The organism is Streptomyces sp. SolWspMP-5a-2 (assembly GCF_900091845.1).
In the GTDB taxonomy this organism is placed as follows: Bacteria; Actinomycetota; Actinomycetes; order Streptomycetales; family Streptomycetaceae; genus Streptomyces; species Streptomyces doudnae.
Window position 1 is genome coordinate 1 of the sequence record NZ_FMCI01000094.1, and the last position, 17,219, is coordinate 17,219.

At 73.2% G+C, this 17,219-nt stretch carries 13 protein-coding genes and 1 pseudogene; 4 read left to right on the forward strand and 10 right to left on the reverse strand.

Going from position 1 to position 17,219, the window contains the following annotated elements:
• From GA0115242_RS41235 to GA0115242_RS08960, 6 genes and pseudogenes are all read right to left on the reverse strand, one after another.
• On the reverse strand, positions 1–306 hold a 306-nt coding region (locus GA0115242_RS41235), incomplete at its 3' end, for a hypothetical protein (protein WP_218088635.1).
• A gap of 247 nt (positions 307–553) precedes the next feature.
• Positions 554–1,948, reverse strand: coding sequence for an LLM class flavin-dependent oxidoreductase (locus GA0115242_RS08940; RefSeq protein WP_093826361.1), 1,395 nt, complete (start codon positions 1,946–1,948; stop codon positions 554–556).
• Between the two features lie 346 nt (positions 1,949–2,294).
• Positions 2,295–3,377, reverse strand: a complete 1,083-nt coding sequence (locus GA0115242_RS08945; protein ID WP_093826363.1) for an LLM class flavin-dependent oxidoreductase — start codon at positions 3,375–3,377, stop codon at positions 2,295–2,297.
• A gap of 90 nt (positions 3,378–3,467) precedes the next feature.
• Positions 3,468–4,229, reverse strand: a complete 762-nt coding sequence (locus GA0115242_RS08950) for an amino acid ABC transporter ATP-binding protein (RefSeq protein ID WP_093826364.1) — start codon at positions 4,227–4,229, stop codon at positions 3,468–3,470.
• A 67-nt stretch (positions 4,230–4,296) separates the two neighbouring features.
• Positions 4,297–6,053 (reverse strand): annotated as a pseudogene (locus GA0115242_RS41240) (FAD/NAD(P)-binding protein).
• Complete coding sequence (locus tag GA0115242_RS08960; RefSeq protein WP_093826367.1) at positions 6,050–6,898, reverse strand: amino acid ABC transporter permease; 849 nt, start codon at positions 6,896–6,898, stop codon at positions 6,050–6,052. Before GA0115242_RS08960 ends, GA0115242_RS41240 begins: the two are co-directional and overlap by 4 nt.
• A gap of 475 nt (positions 6,899–7,373) precedes the next feature.
• Here GA0115242_RS08960 and GA0115242_RS08965 point away from each other — a divergent pair, with 475 nt between their 5' ends.
• Entirely contained in the window at positions 7,374–8,315 is a 942-nt protein-coding gene (locus GA0115242_RS08965; RefSeq protein ID WP_093826369.1) for an ABC transporter substrate-binding protein, read from the forward strand.
• On the opposite strand, the gene GA0115242_RS08970 is transcribed toward GA0115242_RS08965, so the two are convergent.
• Both GA0115242_RS08970 and GA0115242_RS08975 read right to left on the reverse strand, forming a co-directional pair.
• Positions 8,312–8,917: a GTP-binding protein gene (locus GA0115242_RS08970; protein ID WP_093826371.1), complete on the reverse strand. Its 606-nt coding sequence runs from the start codon at positions 8,915–8,917 to the stop codon at positions 8,312–8,314. The genes GA0115242_RS08965 and GA0115242_RS08970 overlap by 4 nt on opposite strands.
• Before the next feature lie 238 nt (positions 8,918–9,155).
• Positions 9,156–10,352: a DUF5685 family protein gene (locus GA0115242_RS08975; RefSeq protein WP_093826452.1), complete on the reverse strand. Its 1,197-nt coding sequence runs from the start codon at positions 10,350–10,352 to the stop codon at positions 9,156–9,158.
• A 312-nt stretch (positions 10,353–10,664) separates the two neighbouring features.
• Here GA0115242_RS08975 and GA0115242_RS08980 point away from each other — a divergent pair, with 312 nt between their 5' ends.
• Positions 10,665–11,105 carry a cell division protein SepF gene (locus GA0115242_RS08980; RefSeq protein ID WP_093826373.1) on the forward strand — a complete coding sequence of 147 codons (441 nt, stop codon included), beginning with the start codon at positions 10,665–10,667 and terminating at the stop codon, positions 11,103–11,105.
• A 36-nt stretch (positions 11,106–11,141) separates the two neighbouring features.
• Here GA0115242_RS08980 and GA0115242_RS08985 read toward each other — a convergent pair whose 3' ends face one another.
• A complete protein-coding gene (locus tag GA0115242_RS08985) occupies positions 11,142–12,332 on the reverse strand; it encodes an acyl-CoA dehydrogenase family protein (protein WP_093826375.1) in 1,191 nt (396 codons plus the stop codon).
• Positions 12,333–12,560: 228 nt separating this feature from the next.
• Positions 12,561–14,168, reverse strand: a complete 1,608-nt coding sequence (locus tag GA0115242_RS08990; RefSeq protein ID WP_093826377.1) for an MFS transporter — start codon at positions 14,166–14,168, stop codon at positions 12,561–12,563.
• Between the two features lie 259 nt (positions 14,169–14,427).
• Between GA0115242_RS08990 and GA0115242_RS08995 the strand changes: the two genes are divergently transcribed.
• Together GA0115242_RS08995 and GA0115242_RS09000 are read left to right on the forward strand one after the other, a co-directional pair.
• Positions 14,428–15,882: a hypothetical protein gene (locus GA0115242_RS08995; RefSeq protein ID WP_256089392.1), complete on the forward strand. Its 1,455-nt coding sequence runs from the start codon at positions 14,428–14,430 to the stop codon at positions 15,880–15,882.
• Between the two features lie 238 nt (positions 15,883–16,120).
• On the forward strand, positions 16,121–17,155 hold the full coding sequence (locus tag GA0115242_RS09000; RefSeq protein WP_093826379.1) for a phosphatase PAP2 family protein: 1,035 nt from the start codon (positions 16,121–16,123) through the stop codon (positions 17,153–17,155).
• The last annotated feature ends 64 nt before the right edge of the window (positions 17,156–17,219 follow it).

Below are 17,219 nucleotides of genomic sequence, written 5' to 3' on the forward strand. Positions count from 1 at the left end.
CCCCGGACGGCACCGGCCCGGCCCCGCCGAAGCGGTCCCCGCCATGCCCGCCGCGAGCCCCGGCACGGGGTGCACGGCACCGTGCCGAGCCCTGCGGTGAGCGCGTCGGGGCGGGGTGGTGCGCCGGGGGTCCTCGACGACCCGGCCGCCGTCGCGGAAGGGTGCCGCCGACTCCTGCCGCGGGTGCGTCGATCGGCCCTCCGGGACCCGCTCCACACCGCCGACCAGCCGGAGTTCGACGCCGGTGATCGCCGCCCGCGCCCGGACCGACACCCGCGCGAGGCGTCCGGCGCGTCCGTCCGCCATCGGCCGTCCGGACCCCGGCGGTGTCCGGAACTAGTCCGTCCGAATCGTCCACCAATGCGCGCGGTGACCCGCCAGCAGGAGTTCCACCGGTGCTTGGCTGCTCAGTTCGGAAGCCCCCGGGGGCGTTTGACTCCGACGATCCTCGGGAGATGGGGCCGCGCGGTTGAGATGGGTTAAGCACCGCCTCGATCAACCCGTCGTCGACCTGGTCAACCCCCGCCGTGCCCTCAACCCTCAACCACTCCGCTCAACCCTCAACCGCCTCGCTCAACCCTCCGCGCCCCTCCGATCGCCCCTCCTCCCCCGCTGGATCAGGCAGCCCGAGGTGCGAGCGCAGGGTGGTGCCCCGATACCTCCGGCGGAACACCCCGCGTTCCTGGAGCAGCGGCACCACCCGGTCGACGAACTCGTCGAGGCCGCCCGGCGCGTGCCCCGGGAGGAGGACGAAACCGTCGGCCGCCCCCTGCCGGACGTACCGGTCGAGTTCCCCGGCGACGGTCGCCGCCGTGCCGACGATCGAGGGCCGCCCGCCCGCCTCGATCACCGTCTCCCGGATGGACAGCCCCTTCTCCCGGGACAGCGCCCGCCACTTCTCGGCGAGCGCGACGGCGTCCCCGCGCCCGGTCGACTCCCCGGCGTTCCCGGAGGCGGGCACCGGATCGAAGTCGGGGAGCGGTCCGTCGGGGTCGTAGGAGGAGAGGTCGGTGCCCCAGATCCGCTCCAGGGCGAGGATCGCGTGCCGGGGCGACACCTCCCGCCGTCTGCCGACAGCGGCCCTCTCCCGTGCCCCGGCCGCCGTGTCGCCGAGGACGACGCCGACACCGGCCATCACCTTCAGGTCGTCGGGACCACGTCCGTACCTCGCCGACCGCCGCTTCACGTCGGCGTAGTGGGCGCGCCCTTCCTCCAGGGTGCCGTGCCGGACGACAACCACGTCGGCGTGGGCGGCGGCGCGCTCCCGTTCCTCCGGGGAGTCCCCGGCCCGGATCAGCACCGGACGCCCCTGCGGCGGACGCGGCATGGTGAACGCACCCGTGCCGTCGAAGTGCCGCCCGTTGTACGTGAACTCCCTTGCGGCCCCTTCGGACGGCGGCCAGGAGTCCCACAACCCGGCGACCACTTGCTGGAGTTCGGCGCCGCCGTGGTTCAAGTCGCCCGCGCTGAAGCAGTCGTGGGAGGACGCCAGGTGCCAGGCGGCGCGGCCACCGCTGAGGTGGTCGACGGTGGCCAGCGCGCGGGCGAGCGCGTACGGCTCGGTGCAGCGCGCGTCCACCGTGGCTGCGAGCCCGAGCCGCTCGGTGACGCCGGTCAGCGCGGCCAGCGTGGTGAGAGGCTCGGGTCGGCCGACGGCGTCCAGGTCGCGCCCCCGGTCCGGACAGCCACACGGCCACGCCCCCTCGTCGAGCAGGAGGAAGTCGAAAAGGCCGCGCTCGGCGGTGCGCCCGAGCCGCGCGAAGGCCGCGAACTCGACCGGCGACCGGGACGGCGACGGGGACGTCGAAGACAAAGGCGAGGACGTCGATGACCGTGGAGCAGGCGACCGCACCCGGGCCCTGGGCCGGGGATCGGTCCACCCGGCAAGGGCATCGGCGCCGGGTAACTGCACCGCGAGATGCACGCGCCGACGCGGCCGCGCGGTCATCGAACTACCCCGCTCGCACGGGCCACCGGGCCGGGAGAAGCGCCGGATACGCCCGGAACCGCGCCCCGCACAGCCCCGGCCCCGCCCGCGCGACAGCGCCCGTCGACCGACCTCCAACCGATACCGCGCCCCACAGACCCCCACCACCCGTCAACGCCCCACCCGACCCCGCCCGCGCGCCAGCGCACGTCGACCGACCTCCCCCGAACACCGCGCCCCACGGCACCACCCCGCCCGCCGACACCGCGCCCCACAGACCCCCGCCACCCACCGCCCGCCAACACCCCACCCGACCCCGTCCCACCGCCCGTTCACCGGCCACCCCGTTCCGTGCGGCCGCCCGGCGTCATGGTGTTCCGTCCGCCGTGGCCGCGTACCGGTTCGCGGGGCGGGGCAGGGCGAGGTGTTCGCGCAGGGTGCTGCCCGGATAGAAGGTGCGGAACAGGCCCCGGTGCTGGAGCAGCGCCACCGTGCCGTTGACGAGCCGTTCCAGGTCGCGGCACGGCTCGACGGGGACGAGGTGGAAGCCGTCGACGGCACCGGCCGTGTGCCACCGCGCGATCAGCTCGGCCAGGTCCACCGGGCCGCCCCGGTAGAGCGGCCCGCGTGCCGTCTGCCGGGGTCCTCCGCCGCCGTGGCCGCGCTCGGCGGCGCGCTCGCCGTCACCGAGGTCGACCAGGAGGCTGGTGAGGACCCGCAGCCCGTCCGGGTCGCGCCCCGACTCCGCTGCCGCCGCCCGCAGTCGCTCCCGTGCGGCGCGCGCCCGCTCGGGGTCGGCGGCCCGCACCAGGGCGACGTCCGCGCAGCGGGCGGCGACGACCCTCGCCGGTTCCTCGGTGGCGTCCACGAGGCGCACGGGGTGGCCCTGCGGCGGGCGCGGCACACGGGAGGGGCCCCGGGCCGGGAACCCGGTGCCGGTGTGGTCGGCGGGGTGCGGTGTGCCCCGGTCGACGCGCCGGGCGCCCACCGCGTCGAGGATCTCGGCGCCGTCCTCCCGGCCGTCCCACAACGAGGCCGCCGCGTCGGCGACTTCACCGGCCGACCGCCACAACTCGGCGGTGGACGGGGCGGTTGCGCGGCCGGACGGGCGGGACTCGTCCTCGGTGGGCGACACGTCGATCCACCAACCGGCCCTGCCCCGGCTCACCCAGTCGAGGGTGGCGAGGGCCGCCTGCACGCGGAAGGGGTCGGTGCGGGTGGTCGTGACGGTCGGCACCAGGCCGATCCGGGTGGTCGCGGTGGCCACCCGGGAGAGCACGGCGAGCGCGTCGGGTCCGGGGCGACCGGAGGAGTCGCCGAGGGTCACGAAGTCGAGCCCGCCGCGCTCGGCGAGCCGTGCCGACTCGACGTGACGGCCGCCGTCGTAGGCGGCTTCGTGGTCGACGGCGGCGGCCAGGTGCAGCAGCCCCCGACCGTGCGTTGGGGTCATGGGAACCTTCCGGAGGTCGGCGGAGCCGGGCGGACCGCGCGCAGGGGGACCGTGAGGACGGGTCGCGGGAAACGCGGGTGGGGCGGGTGGTCAGAGGACCTTGGACAGGAAGGCGCGGGTGCGTTCGTGCTCCGGGGCGTCCAGGACGGCGGCGGGCGGGCCCTGTTCGACGATCCGGCCGTCGGCCAGGAACACCACCGTGTCGGCGACCTCCCGGGCGAAGCCGATCTCGTGCGTGACGACGATCATCGTCGTGCCGGTGCGCGCCAAGTCCCGGAGGACGTCGAGGACTTCGCCGACGAGTTCGGGGTCGAGCGCGGAGGTCGGTTCGTCGAAGAGGAGCAGCTTGGGCTCCAGGGCGAGCGCGCGGGCGATGGCGACGCGCTGCTGCTGGCCGCCGGACAGACGGCGCGGGTAGGCGTCGGCCTTGTCGGCGAGACCGACCCGGTCGAGCAGTCGGCGGGCGTGCGCCTCGGCCTCCCCGCGGGGGCGTCTGCGGGCGTTGACCGGTGCCTCGACGACGTTCTCCAGCACGGTCAGGTGCGGGAAGAGGTGGAAGTTCTGGAAGACGAACCCGATCCGGGTGCGCTGTCGGAGCACGTCCCGCTCGGGGAGTTCGTGCAGCTTGCCGCCGGAGCGCCGGTAGCCGATCAGTTCGCCGTCGACGCTGATCGTGCCCCGGTCCACCTTCTCCAGGTGGTTGACGGTCCGCAGCAGCGTCGACTTGCCGGAACCGGACGGGCCGAGCACGACGGTGACCTCGCCCGCGCGGACCTGGAGGTCGACGCCCTTGAGCACGTCGAGCGTGCCGTAGCTCTTGTGGACGGACCTGATGTCGACCATGACGCTCATCGCGGGCACCCCTCGAAGCAGGCGGAACGGCGGTGGAGTCGGCGGCGCGGACGGCCGCCGGGGCGGTTCACGGGGTCCCGGCGGGGCCCGGTCCGCGCAGGAACTCCAGGACGACCCGGGCCGTCGCGTCGTTCTGCCGGAAGGCGGGTCCGCCGGTGCGCGGCCGGGTGAAGGCGCCGGGCGCGCGGGCGTCGGTGTACGGCCCGAGGGCGAACCGCCGGGGGTGGGCCGTCCGTCCCGGTCCAGGACCCGGCCGTCGGCGGGGTCGACGCGCAGCAGTCCGTCGGGGGTCTCGGCGGCGCCGTCGGCGTGCAGGGCGCGCAGCAGGCCGTCCCGGGCCCGGCCGAGCGTCGGTTCGGGCAGCCGCGCCTCGACCAGCGCGCGGGCCTCGACGGCGGCCCCCGGCACCGAGGCGCTGGACGCCCGGAACACCCCGTCCTCGGCGGTGACGACGGTGTCGGCGCCCAGGAACTTGACGACCCCGGCGCGGGACAGGGCCAGGAGCTGGCGCAACCGGGGGCCGGGCGGTCCGGACGCCAGGTAGCTGAAGAAGCCGTGCCACCAGGGGCCGATCCCGCCGAGCCGGATCAACTGGCCGTAGACGGAGAGGAGTCCGAGGAACACCGCCAGGTCCGGGCTGTGGTCCGGGTCGTGACGGCGGCTCAGGTCCGCTTCGACGTAGGCGCGCAGTCCGTCCTGGAGTTCCTCGAAGGAGCCGTAGCGCACGCCCTCCAGGGGGTGGTCGAGTGCCGTCAGGTCGAGGCGGTCGGCGGGGTCGGGGACGGCGGAGGCGATCAGGGCGTCCCGTTCGGCCGGGCCCTCGGCCGCCGCGTACTTGGCCTCGAAGACGTCCCAGGCCACGCTGGTGCGTTCCGGGTGGACGCCGAACAGCCGGTGGTAGTGGGCGAACCCCAGTTCCTTCTCCACCGCGGGCCAGATGTCAGCGCGGAAGTCGAAGCCGTCCGGCCGGGCGAGGAGTTCGTCGATCTGGGCGGGCCCGAAGAACCGCGGCAGCGGGGGCCGTTCGCCGGTCCAGTCGTAGCCGATCTTCGAGTGGTAGGGGACTCCGCGCCGGGACCCGACGTACAGGACGGGCTCCCGCCCGGACGGCAGATAGCTGTCGCCGTCCCAGCGCCCGCCCCGGCCCTCGGTGAGCAGCACCATCAGGTCGACGAAGGCCAGGCCGAAGCCGCGGACCAGGACGGGTTCGCCGGCGCGGAGCGCGGAGAGGTCGCTGTCGGCGGTGAAGTCCGGCGGCAGGTGCACCAGGCCGTGGGTGTCGGCGTAGGCGGCCAACGCGGTCTGTTCCGGGTCGAGTTCGGCGTCGAGGTGGCCGAGGGTGAGGACGACCAGGTCGGCGAGGAGCGGGCGCGGGCGGCCGTCGAGCCACACCTGCTGGCGGCCCTCCGGTGTGCCCTCGACCCGCAGGGCGCGCCGGGCGTGGTGGTGGACGGTGACGGTGTCAGGCAGCGCGGCGACGGCCTGTTCGTGCACCCAGCTCAGGTAGTCGCCCTGGAGTCGCCGGTCGGCGAACAACCGGCCCTGGACACCGGCCCATTCGTGCAGCGTGGGTCCCTCGCGCACCGGACCGGCCATGGCGACCGTCTCGTCGGTGAACATGGTGACGTCCTCGGCGTGCGAGTTCATCCACAGCAGCGGTGACTGCGCCTGCCGCCAGATGCGTCCGCCGCCCGGTGGGTACGGGTCGACGAGGTGGATGTCGAGTCCCGAACCGTCGTACAGCTCGGGGGCGTTGGCGGCGATCCGCTCGATGAGACCGGTCCCCCGCGGACCGGCCCCGACGATCACCAGGGTGGACCTCATCGGGTGCGCTCCGCTCCGCGCGCGAAGTGCTTCTCCACGTAGTGCTGACCCACGGAGAGCACCGAGGTGACGACCGTGTACCAGAGGGTGGCCACCATCAGCAGCGGGATCACCTGGTAGGTGCGGTGGTAGATCAACTGGGTGGAGAACAGGAGGTCGTTGACGGCGATGACACTCACGATGGAGGTGCCTTTGAGGGTGCCGATCAGCATGTTCCCGGCGGGCGGCACGATGGCGCGCATCGCCTGCGGGAGCACGATCCGCCGCCAGCGCCGCCCGCGGCTCAGGCCGAGCGCCTGGGCGGCCTCGATCTGCCCGGGGTCGACGGAGAGGATGCCGCCGCGCACCACCTCCGCCGCGTAGGCGGCCTCGTGCAGGGTGAGTCCGACGATCGCCACGGTCACCGGGCCCAGCAGGTCGACGGTCTTCACGCCGAACAGCACCGGGTAGAGGGCGCCGATGTTGAACCACAGCAGGAGCTGCACCAGGATCGGTATCGAACGGAACAGCCACACGTATCCCCAACTGACGGCGCGCAGAACGGGGTTGGCGGAGAGCCTGCACGCGGCGAGCAGGGTGCCGAGGCCGAAGCCGAGGACCATCACGACGGCGGTGAGCCACAGGGTGAGCCAGAGTCCGCGCAGCACCGAGTCGGAGGTGAAGTAGGCGGCGACGACGTCCCATTGGAAGGCGTCGTTGCGCAGGACGGAGTCGACGCCGAGGGCGAGCAGCACGAGCACGGCGACGGCCGCGGCCCACTGCCCGTGGCGGCGGCGCGGCACGATCGGCAGGACGTCGGCGGGCGGCGCGGTGACGGGGGCGTGGGCGAGGGTGTCGGAAGGCATGCGAAGACTCCGTGACGTAGGTCGAACACGGGTGGTGCCTTCACACGGACGCGCTCTGCGGCGCGTCACGGCCGAGCCCCTCAGCAGGGCCGTCCGCCGACTGTACGGCGCCGTTTCCCCCCACTGTCAAGGGTGTCCATGATGTGGGCGGTGCGTCTCATGCCGTTGACGGGGAACCGGAGACCTGTTCCACTTGGCCCATGCATCCACAGCAGTGGCTGGTCACGCGCTCCCACATCGACTTCGGTCGCGTGTGGTCCTCTTCCTGTTGAGCCGACCCGCCGCGCGCCCGGTCCGCTGACCGGGCAGGACGCCTTCAGCGCACCCCTTCTCCGCCTTCACACGCGCCCCCTCCCCTCGCGCTCCCCTTTTTCTCTCCCCTCGCGCTCCCCTTTTTTCTCTCTGCTCGCGTTCCTCCGCGCTCGCGTTTTCTCTCCCCCTTTCTTCGTCCTCCCCTTCCGAGGAGACAGCATCCATGCGCCCGCTTCCGCGCGCCCGCACCCGATTCCTCACCCCCTGCGCCCTGTTGGTCTCCGCGCTGCTGCTCACCGCCTGCGGCGCGGGCCCCGCCGCCGACTCCGCGGGCAAGGCGTCCGCGGAGGCGAGCATCCCCACCGAGGACGTGGTCTCCGGCATCGCGAAGGACCCGGCGTCGGCGAGGCTGCTGCCGTCCGGTGTCACCGGACTGACCCTCGCGATCAGCGTCGGCGGCAGCCCGCCCGGCACCACCTACCTCGACGACGGCACGACGCTGACCGGGCAGGACGTCGACTTCTCCGAGGCCGTCGCCAAGGTCCTCGGCGTCAGGCTGAAGACCGAGCAGGCCAGCTTCGAGGCGATCCTGCCCGCGCTCGACAGCGGCAAGTACGACGTCGGCGCGAGCAACTTCGGGGTGACCGACGAGCGGCGCCGGACGATCGACTTCGTCACGTACATCAACGACGGCCAGGGCTTCGCCACCCGCGCGGACAGCGGGCTCGGCAAGGTCACCGACCTGCGGCAGCTGTGCGGCCTGAACGTGGCGACCGGCGCCGGCACCACCTTCGAGGCGACCCTGGAGGAGAACAAGCACCTGTGCGCGGACGCGGGCAAGAAGGCGTACCGGGTGCAGACCTACGGCGAACCGGGCGCGATCTGGTCCTCGCTCCAGCAGGGCCGCAGCGACATCGTGATGTCCACGATCAACGGCCTGCGGTACGCGGTGGCGCAGCAGAGCGGCGTGAAGTTCCTCAACGAGTTCCACCGCCTGGACGTCGGGTTCGCGTTCAAGAAGGGCTCCGCGCTCGCCCCGGCCTTCCGGTCGGCGGTCGACAAGCTGATCGCGGACGGGACGTACGCGCGGATCCTCGAGAAGTGGGGCACCTCGGGCTCGGCGATCAAGAAGTCCGAGATCTCGCCGCCCGAGCTGCGGAACTAGCGCACCAGGGCCGCCGTCCTGGAGTCGGGGCCGGAGTCGGCGCGCGCCCCGATGACCCGGTCCATCAGGGTGCCGAGGACGTCCCGCACGGACCCGCGGTCGCGCGCGTCGCACTCCAGGACGGGCACGGAGTCGCTCAGCCGCAGGGCGTCGCGCACCTGTCCGGTGCTGTGCCGTTCGGCGCCGTCGAAGCGGTTCACGGCGAGCACGAACGGCAGGCCCCTGGACTCGAAGTGGTCGACGGCGAAGCTGCTCTCCCCGATCCGCCGGGTGTCCGCGAGGACGACGGTGCCGAGGGCGCCCGCCATGAGGTCGTCCCAGAGGAACGCGAAGCGGGCCTGGCCCGGCGTCCCGAAGAGGTACAGCGCGATCGACGGATCGAGGGTGATCCGCCCGAAGTCGAGGGCGACGGTCGTCGTGGTCTTGGACTCGACGCCGTCCAGCGAGTCGACGCCGAGCGACGCCTCGGTCATCGCCGCCTCCGTGCTGAGCGGCTCGATCTCCGAGATGGCCCTGATGAACGTGGTCTTGCCGACCCCGAGGCCACCGCTCACCACGATCTTCACGGCGAGCGGCACGATCCTGTCAGAGCACCCGGACATGGTCCCTGGCTCCCTTCCGGCGGCTGGAGCGTGGTTCTTCTCCGTCTGTACGTCCGCGGGACCGCGACCGTTCACTCCGTCCGGGATTTCGGACCGCCACCGGCCCCTCGACGTCTCCCGGACCTCCGGACACCCCCGCGGAGGGGCACCCCGGCCGGAACGACCGACGACACCCCGGCCCACGGCGGAACGACGGACGAGGCCCCGGCCCCCGGCCGGAACGGCCGACGACATGCGGTCAGCAACTGCAGTCGCACCCGCAGCAGTCACAGCCGTCACAGCAGTCGCATCCGTCACAGCAATTGCAGCAGTCGCAGCAATCGGAGCAGTCCACTCCGTCGCAGCACCTCTCGCACGGGCTCCTGCGCGGTTCCCGGCTCCACGGACTCTCGTACTCGCCGCAGCACAACTGGCAGGTGCAGGCCAGCCCGGCCCACACCGCGCAGCCCGCCAGCAGGCCGCGCGGCGGGCGTGCGGGCCGCTCAGGAGGCGCGGGCGCCCAGGGGTCCCCGGGGCGCCGGGGGCCGCCCGGCGGTGCCTTCGGGGCCGACGCGGAGGGCGGGTGGCCGCACCCGGTGCCGGTGGTGGCGAAGGCGCGGTCGACGGAGGCGCCGAGTTCGTGTGCGAGCAGCCGGTGGACGAGCCCGGCGTCGGTGAACTCGGCCTCCCGCAGGGCGAGTCGGATGCCGTGCACCGCGTCCCCCGCGAGGCGCCGTGCCTCGGCGAGCGGGGTGCCGGTGGCGGTCAGCGGGTTCCAGGCGCCCGACGCGGCGTCCGCCTCCCGGTCCTCGACGGCGTCCAGCAGATGGGCCAGCCGTCCGAAGAGGCGCCCGGCCTCGGCGAGCGGTGCCGCGTTGCCCGGCCGCCCGGCGAGCTGCGCGGTGTGCGCGAACGCGGCGGCGGTGGCGGTCTCGGTCGGCTCGGTGACCGTCAGCAGCGAAGTCCCGGGCCCGGCGAGGGCCTCGACGCCCGGCTGCCGGTCCACGGCGTCGACGAGGACCGCCGTGTCGAACCCGACGGCTCCCCCGGCGCGGGCCCCGGCGGCGTCCCAGCCCGCGGCCACCCGGCGGGCGGCGAGGGCCAGCGGACGGCGGGCCAGCATCCCGTCCCCGTCGGCGACATGGTCGCGCACCTTCGCCGAGGCGAGCACCAGCGAGACGGCCGCCGCGAGCCTGGCGCCCTCGCCCCGGGCGACAGACGCCGTGCGCATCCCGCGCAGCGGACACGGCCCCGCCGTCCGCCGCCGTCCGCCGTCCGGCGCGGCCTGAGCCTCCGTCAGGACCGAGAGCAGCAGCCCGTCGTAGTTCGTGACGACCCGCGCGAACTGTCCGTGGTCCGCCCGCAGCGCGAGACAGAGCCCGCACAGATGTGCCATCCACTGGGCTGTGAGCCGCTCACCGAGCCGGTGACGGCAGGGTCTGACGATTCCGAACATGCCGATCTCCCCCGTGGCCCGCACGTCGTCCGACGATCCGATCAAGCGGCGGAGGACCACGTCGCACCGGGTGTTCCGTTCACCCGTACGCCCCGCCCGTCACCCGTCCGCCGTGAAGAATCATATTTCACTCACAGTCAGCAGCGGTGTAGGACAGGACCCTTGGGGCATCCGGGCTCTCGACGTATTCGCTGTGCACCAGTACCGTCACAAACCCCCCGCGCGGCGTCTAACCACTTGGCACGCCGTCCGCTTCATGGATGACCATAGGGATGCGGAAAGCAAGAAAGACCGCTGTGAGAGGAGGCGTCCATGGGATCGGTACGCAAGGCAAGTGCCTGGCTTGGCCTCGTCGACGACAACGATGACGAGCGTTACTACGACGACGACTACTCCGATGGGACCGAGCAGCCCAGGGACGCCTGGGTCACCGACCCTCGGGTCAAGGTGGCCACGGACGTCGCCGAGGAGAAGGGCCGCCGGATCGGCACGGTCACCCCGGACAGCTTCCGGGACGCCCGCGCCATCGGTGAGCTGTTCCGCGAGGGTGTCCCGGTCATCATGAACCTCACCGCCATGGAGGCGACCGACGCCAAGCGCGTCGTCGACTTCGCGGCCGGGCTCATCTTCGGGCTGCGCGGGTCCATCGACCGCGTCTCCAACCGCGTCTTCCTGCTCACGCCCGCTGACACGGAGATCGTCAGCGGCGAACCGGCGGCGCACCGCACGGACGGTTTCTTCAACCAGAGCTGAGGCAGGGCCGCTCACCGGCCCTGCCCCCGCGCAGGGTCACCGGAAGGCGTCGAGTCCGGTGAGCGCCTTGCCCAGGACGAGTTGGTGCATCTCGACGGTGCCCTCGTACGTCAGCACCGACTCCAGGTTGGTGGCGTGCCGCATGACGGGGTACTCCAGGGAGATCCCGTTGGCCCCGAGGATCGTCCGCGCCGTGCGGCAGATCTCGATCGCCTCGCGGACGTTGTTGAGCTTGCCGAAGCTGACCTGCTCGGGACGCAGGCGGCCGGCGTCCATCCGCCGCCCCAGATGGTGGGCGAGCAGGATCCCCTTGTGCAGTTCGACCGCCATGTCGGCGAGTTTGGCCTGGGTGAGCTGGAAGCCCCCGATCGGCCGACCGAACTGCTCCCGCGACCTCGCGTAGTCGACGGCGGTCTCGAAGCAGCTCCGCGCGGCGCCCATGGCGCCCCAGACGATGCCGTACCGGGCGTGCGAGAGACAACTCAGCGGCCCGCGCAGCCCCGTGACGTCCGGCAGGACGGCGTCCGCGGGCAACCGCACACCGTCGAGGACGAGTTCACTGGTCACCGAGGCGCGCAGGGACCACTTGTGCTTGATCTCCGGCGCGGAGAAGCCGGGGGTGTCGGTGGGCACCACGAAGCCGCGGATGCCGCCCTCGGTCTGTGCCCAGACGACGGCGACGGCGGCCACGGAGCCGTTGGTGATCCACATCTTGCGTCCGTCGAGGACCCAGTCGGTGCCGTCCCGCTTGGCGAAGGTGCGCATTGCGGCGGGGTCGGAGCCGTGGTCGGGCTCGGTCAGCCCGAAGCAGCCGATGGCGTCACCGGCGGCCATGCGGGGCAGCCAGCCGAGCTTCTGCTCCTCGCTGCCGAAGCGGTGGATCGCGTACATGGCGAGGGAGCCCTGCACGGAGACCAGGGAGCGGATGCCGGAGTCGGCGGCCTCCAGCTCCAGACAGGCGAGGCCGTACTGGACGGCGCTCGCACCGGCGCAGCCGTAGCCGGTGAGGGACATGCCGAGGGCGCCGATAGCGCCGAGTTCTCTCGCCAGTTCACGGATCTGCGGCAGTTCGCCGTCCTCGTACCACCGGCCCACGTACGGGACCACCCGGTCCCTGGCCCAGGCCCGCACCGTGTCCCGCACGGCCAGGTCCTCCGGCTCCAGGAGGTCGTCGATCCCGAGCGGGTCCGCGGGGTCGAACGGGGGCAACTTCGGGGACGCGGCCATGCTTTACCCTTCCACCGAGAAACTAGCACCGCTAGTAAAAACACCGCCCCCGACGTTACGACCCACCCGCCGACCCGTCCACCCACAACACGGCACGGCGCGACACGGGGAGCGCGTGACGCGGGAGCATGTGGCGCGGGGAGCACCACGCGCGGCGGCATGTGACGCGGGACGGCGTACGACACGGCACAGCGTGCCTGCGCCGGGACCCCGGGCGTCACAGCGTGCCTACGCCGAGACCCTCGAACCCCCCGGCACCTCACGGGGTCCGGGCACCTCCACGACCCCGCTCGCCTCGCACTGCATCACCCGCGGCAACCGCAGCGCCATCACCGCGCCGAGCAGCAGCAGCCCCGCGCTCACCAGCAGCGTCACATGGAGTCCGTGCACGAAGGAGTCGCGCGCGGCGATCCGCAGGGCGGCCCCCGCCGGTCCGCCGAGCCGCCCGGCGACGTCGTACGCCTCGCCCAGCGAGTGCCCGGCCGACGCGGACGCCGAGGCGGGCACCCCGGCCACGGACGCCAGTCCCGGCGCGTACGCCGCGTTCATCACGCTCCCGAGGAGCGCGATCCCGATCCCGGCCCCGAGCTGGTACGACGTCTCGCCGATCGCGGCCGCCCCGCCCGCCTGCGCGGGAGGCGCCTCGCTCAGCATCGACTCGTACGCCCCGAACAGCGTCGTCTCCAGCCCGAACCCGAGCAGCAGGAACCCGGACAGCAGCAGCCCCGGGTTGTCGGAGCCGCCCATCGCGGTCAGCACCGCCACGGAGACGGCGGTGAGACAGAACCCGGAGCAGACCATCCGCCGCGGCCCGAACCGCCGCAGCACCCGCGCCCCGGCGAGCCCCGCGGCCATCGCCGCGAAGGTCAGGGGCAGCAGTCGCAGCCCGGTCTGGAGGGGCGACAGGTCGAGGACGAGTTGCAGGTACTGCGCGGCGATCAGTTCGAGGCCGACCAGCGCGAGCATCGCCAGCACGATGCAGCCGATGGAGACGCTGAACGCGGGCCTGGCGAACATCCGCAGGTCGACGAGGGGATGCGCGCGATGCCGTTGCCTCCGCACGAAGAGGACCAGCAGCACGGCCCCCACGACCAGCGGCGCGACGGTGAAGACGCTGGCCACGGCCTCTCCGCCGCCGAGCCGTTTCACACCGAGGACCATGCCGAAGAGTCCGGCGGCGGCCATCAGCGCGCCGACGACGTCCCAGGGGCCGTCGACCGTGCCGCGCGACTCGGGCAGCACGAGGCGGCCCACGGGGAGGCTGACCAGCATCAGCGGAATGTTGACGAGGAAGACCGAGCCCCACCAGAAGTGTTCGAGGAGGAACCCCCCGAGGAGCGGTCCCGCCGCCGCGCCGACGGCCGCGACCGCGCTCCAGACGCCGATGGCGACCGCGCGCTCCCGCCGGTCGGGGAAGACCTGGCGGAGTATCGACAGCGTGGCCGGCATGATCATGGCGCCGCCGACGCCGAGCAGCGCGCGGGCCGCGATCAGCACCTGCGGGTCGTGGGCGAGGGCGGCGACCCCCGAGGCGACGCCGAACAGGGCGTACCCGAGGAGCAGGATGCGGCGTCTGCCGACCCGGTCGCCGAGCGTGCCGAAGAGGATCAGCAGCGAGGCGCAGACCAACGGGTAGACGTCGACGATCCAGAGCAGTTCGATCGCGCCGGGCCTGAGGTCCTCGGTGACGGCGGGCACCGCGACGTGCAGCACGGTCGCGTCGACCGCGACCAGGAGCAGGCTCACGCAGAGGACGACGAGGACGACCCAGCGGTTGGCACCGGCCCCGGCCGCCCGACGGCGCAGCGCTGCGGCGGCCGTGGTCGTCCCGGACATGTACGTACCTCCCAGATTCCCTCGTGCTCGGCGGGCTTCGCGGGGTGGGGACTCCCCGTGCCTCGGCCGGAGAGGAGCGGTGGTCCCCGGCCCGCGCAACGATCACGAGTGACACGTCAATGTACGCGAGTTCGTGCTTCGGCCACGTGGCGGACCTCTCAGAGATCACGCGCAACACGTGTGGCGTACGCCACTCCGGGGGCGTCCGGTCACCGTGCGTCCGGCGGGCCGGTACCGTGCGCCGTCGATAATCGTTCCTGTGAACGATCTCGACACGCGCGCCGGACCGGCGGCCGCCCTGCGTGCGGCGGCCCCCGCCCTGCTGGGGTACGCCGCCGTCCGCGCCCTGGGGCTGCTGGTGCTGGCCCTGTGGAGCGCGGAGCGCGGCAAGAGCGCGTACACGTTGTTGACGGCGCGCTGGGACGCCCTGTGGTACAGCCGGGTCGCGTCCGGCGGCTACGGCTACGAGGTGCGGCTGCCGAACGGCGACGTCCACGCGGACCTGGCGTTCTTCCCGCTGCTGCCCTGGCTGGAGCGGGGCCTCGCGGCGGTGAGCCCGCTGTCGTACGCCGACGCCGGGTTCGTCGTCGCGCTGCTCTCCTCGCTCGCGGCGGCCTGGGGGATCTTCGCGGTCGCGGACCATCTCCACGGCCGTCGCGCGGGGGTGTGCGCCGTCCTGCTGTGGGCGGTGCTGCCGGTCGGGATCGTGCAGTCGATGGCGTACAGCGAGTCCCTGTTCACGGCGCTGGCCGCGTGGTCGCTGTACGCGGTGCTGACCGACCGCTGGGTGACGGCGGGCTCGCTCGCGCTGCTGGCGGGGCTGACCCGCCCGGTGGGCGTCGCGGTGGCCGCGGCGATCTGGGCGGCGGCGGTCGCGTCCTTCGTCCACGACCGCGCGACGACCACCGGGACGAAGCGCCGACCAGCCGCCGCGACGAAACGCCGACGGACCCCTCCCCCACCCCTGCCACCTCCCGCCACCCCCGCACCCCCGTCGCCTCCCGCCACCTCCGCACCCTCGTCGCCTTCCACCGCCCCCGCGCACCTGCCGCCTGCCTCCACCCCTGCGCCCCCGTCACCCCCTTCCGCGCCCGGCCCCGTCGCTTTCCCGGCCCCCTCGTTCGGGCAGACCCGAAGCGCGGTCACCGCGACCGGCGCGCGTCCCTCGTCGCACGCCCCCTCCCCTGCCGTCACCGCACTCCGCCCCGGCGCGCCCCTCCTCCCACGCGCCCTCGGCATGCTGCTCGCGCCCCTGGGCGCCGTCGGCTACGTGCTGTGGGTCGGCCACCGCACCGGGCGGGGTCCGCTCGGCTACCTGGACGTCCAGGCGGGCTGGCGCAACGGCTTCGACGGCGGCTGGGCCTTCGCCCGTTTCGTCGCGGCCCGCTTCTCCGCGTTCCCGTCGGCCCTCGCCGGGGCCGCCTTGGTCGCCGGGGTGGCCCTGCTGGCCCTGCTGTACGTCACCTGCGTGCGCGGGCGCCAGCCGCTGCCGCTGCTGGTGTACTCCGGCGTCGTCACCGCGCTGGCGCTCTGCGCGTCGAGCTACTTCGGCTCGAAACCGCGGCTCCTGCTGCCCGCCTTCCCCCTCCTGCTGCCGCTCGCCCTGGCCCTCGCCCGGACGCGGACGCGCAGGTCGGCGACGGTGCTGGCGATGATCGCGACGGCGTCCGCGGTGTACGGAGCGTTCTGGCTGAACGGGTCGGGACCGCCCTGATCGTCCGAGTACGCCCGGTGAGCACGCGGAGAATCCAGGACGAGGATTCGGTGAACGAATTCATAAGCAGGATAAAATTTCCCCCCGGAACGATCAAAAGAATTGAAGGAGAGCGGCGTCCGGGATTACGGATTCACAGGGGATAAACCGTGTCCTGAGAGCAATCCCACATCACATCGTCATCACAAAGCCGCTGATTCGCCCGGGTTCAGAGCTCACTCGCTGTAACGTCGATTGGGTGCGTACCGAACGAAACCTCACCCGTCTGGACCGGGTGTTCGCCAGGCTGGACCGGGAGCCGGAACGGCCGGCGCACATCGACGTGCCCAGAATGAGCCGACACCGGGTGGCGCTGTTCGCCGGCACCCTGGCCTTCTACCTGGCGATCGTGTGGGCCGTGGTGATCACGTCGTGGCTCGTCCGCCTCGACTGGCAGGTCATGTTCTTCCGGCCGTACCAGCAGTGGGCGGGCATCCACTGGTTCGTCGACTACTACGTGGTCCTCGGCCAGCGCGGTCCGACCGCGGTGATGGTCGCGGCCTGGCTCGGCTGGCGCTCCTGGCGTCAGCACACGCTGCGGCCACTGCTCACGCTCGGCGTGTCGCTGCTGCTGCTGAACATCACCGTCGGCGCGGCGAAGATCGGCATGGGCAGGCTCGGGCCGCACTACGCGACCAGCATCGGCTCGAACGAGATGGGTCTCGGCGGCGATATATTTCCCAGCGGCCACACCGCGAACGCCGTGGTGACCTGGGGAATCCTGGCCTATCTGGCCTCCACCCCGCGCGCCCGCCGCTGGCTGTCCGCGCTCTCCGCGGTGACGTCGCTCGGCGTCGGCATGGCCACCGTCTACCTCGGTACGCACTGGCTGAGCGACGTGCTGCTCGGCTGGGCCGCCGGGCTGCTGATCCTGCTGGCGCTGCCCTGGTGCGAGCCGCTGATCGCCCGCGCCGAGGTCGCCGTCTTCGATCTGCGCGACCGCTGGCGGGACCGCCGTGGCGCCCTGGCGCCCGCACCGGCCGCCCCCGTGGCCGCGCCGGTCATGATCAAGCCGAGGACCACCCCGGCCCAGGACGACGCGGCGGCCCGCGAGGCGGTCGGCGGCACCGGACGCGCCGCCCGCGCGCCCGCCTACCACCTGGCGCCGGGACCGCACACCACGCGCGCCGAACGCACCCCGGTCACCCCGGTCGGCAGCCGCCGGCCCCCGCACGCCGACCGGGTCCCGCGCGGCGCGTCGACGTCGGCGGCCCGTCCGGTACCGGGCGGCTGACCGGCCGTCACCGAGCCGCGGGAGCGGTACGCACAGCCCGGCCCGCGCACACAGGCCCCGGTTC

Excerpts from the sequence above, each read along its gene's own strand:
- GA0115242_RS08940 (WP_093826361.1), bottom strand. The coding sequence starts at position 1,948 with ATGACCGCGCGGCCGCGTCGGCGCGTGCATCTCGCGGTGCAGTTACCC.
- GA0115242_RS08945 (WP_093826363.1), bottom strand. The coding sequence starts at position 3,377 with ATGACCCCAACGCACGGTCGGGGGCTGCTGCACCTGGCCGCCGCCGTC.
- GA0115242_RS08950 (WP_093826364.1), bottom strand. The coding sequence starts at position 4,229 with ATGAGCGTCATGGTCGACATCAGGTCCGTCCACAAGAGCTACGGCACG.
- GA0115242_RS08960 (WP_093826367.1), bottom strand. The coding sequence starts at position 6,898 with ATGCCTTCCGACACCCTCGCCCACGCCCCCGTCACCGCGCCGCCCGCC.
- GA0115242_RS08965 (WP_093826369.1), top strand. The coding sequence starts at position 7,374 with ATGCGCCCGCTTCCGCGCGCCCGCACCCGATTCCTCACCCCCTGCGCC.
- GA0115242_RS08970 (WP_093826371.1), bottom strand. The coding sequence starts at position 8,917 with ATGTCCGGGTGCTCTGACAGGATCGTGCCGCTCGCCGTGAAGATCGTG.
- GA0115242_RS08975 (WP_093826452.1), bottom strand. The coding sequence starts at position 10,352 with ATGTTCGGAATCGTCAGACCCTGCCGTCACCGGCTCGGTGAGCGGCTC.
- GA0115242_RS08980 (WP_093826373.1), top strand. The coding sequence starts at position 10,665 with ATGGGATCGGTACGCAAGGCAAGTGCCTGGCTTGGCCTCGTCGACGAC.
- GA0115242_RS08985 (WP_093826375.1), bottom strand. The coding sequence starts at position 12,332 with ATGGCCGCGTCCCCGAAGTTGCCCCCGTTCGACCCCGCGGACCCGCTC.
- GA0115242_RS08990 (WP_093826377.1), bottom strand. The coding sequence starts at position 14,168 with ATGTCCGGGACGACCACGGCCGCCGCAGCGCTGCGCCGTCGGGCGGCC.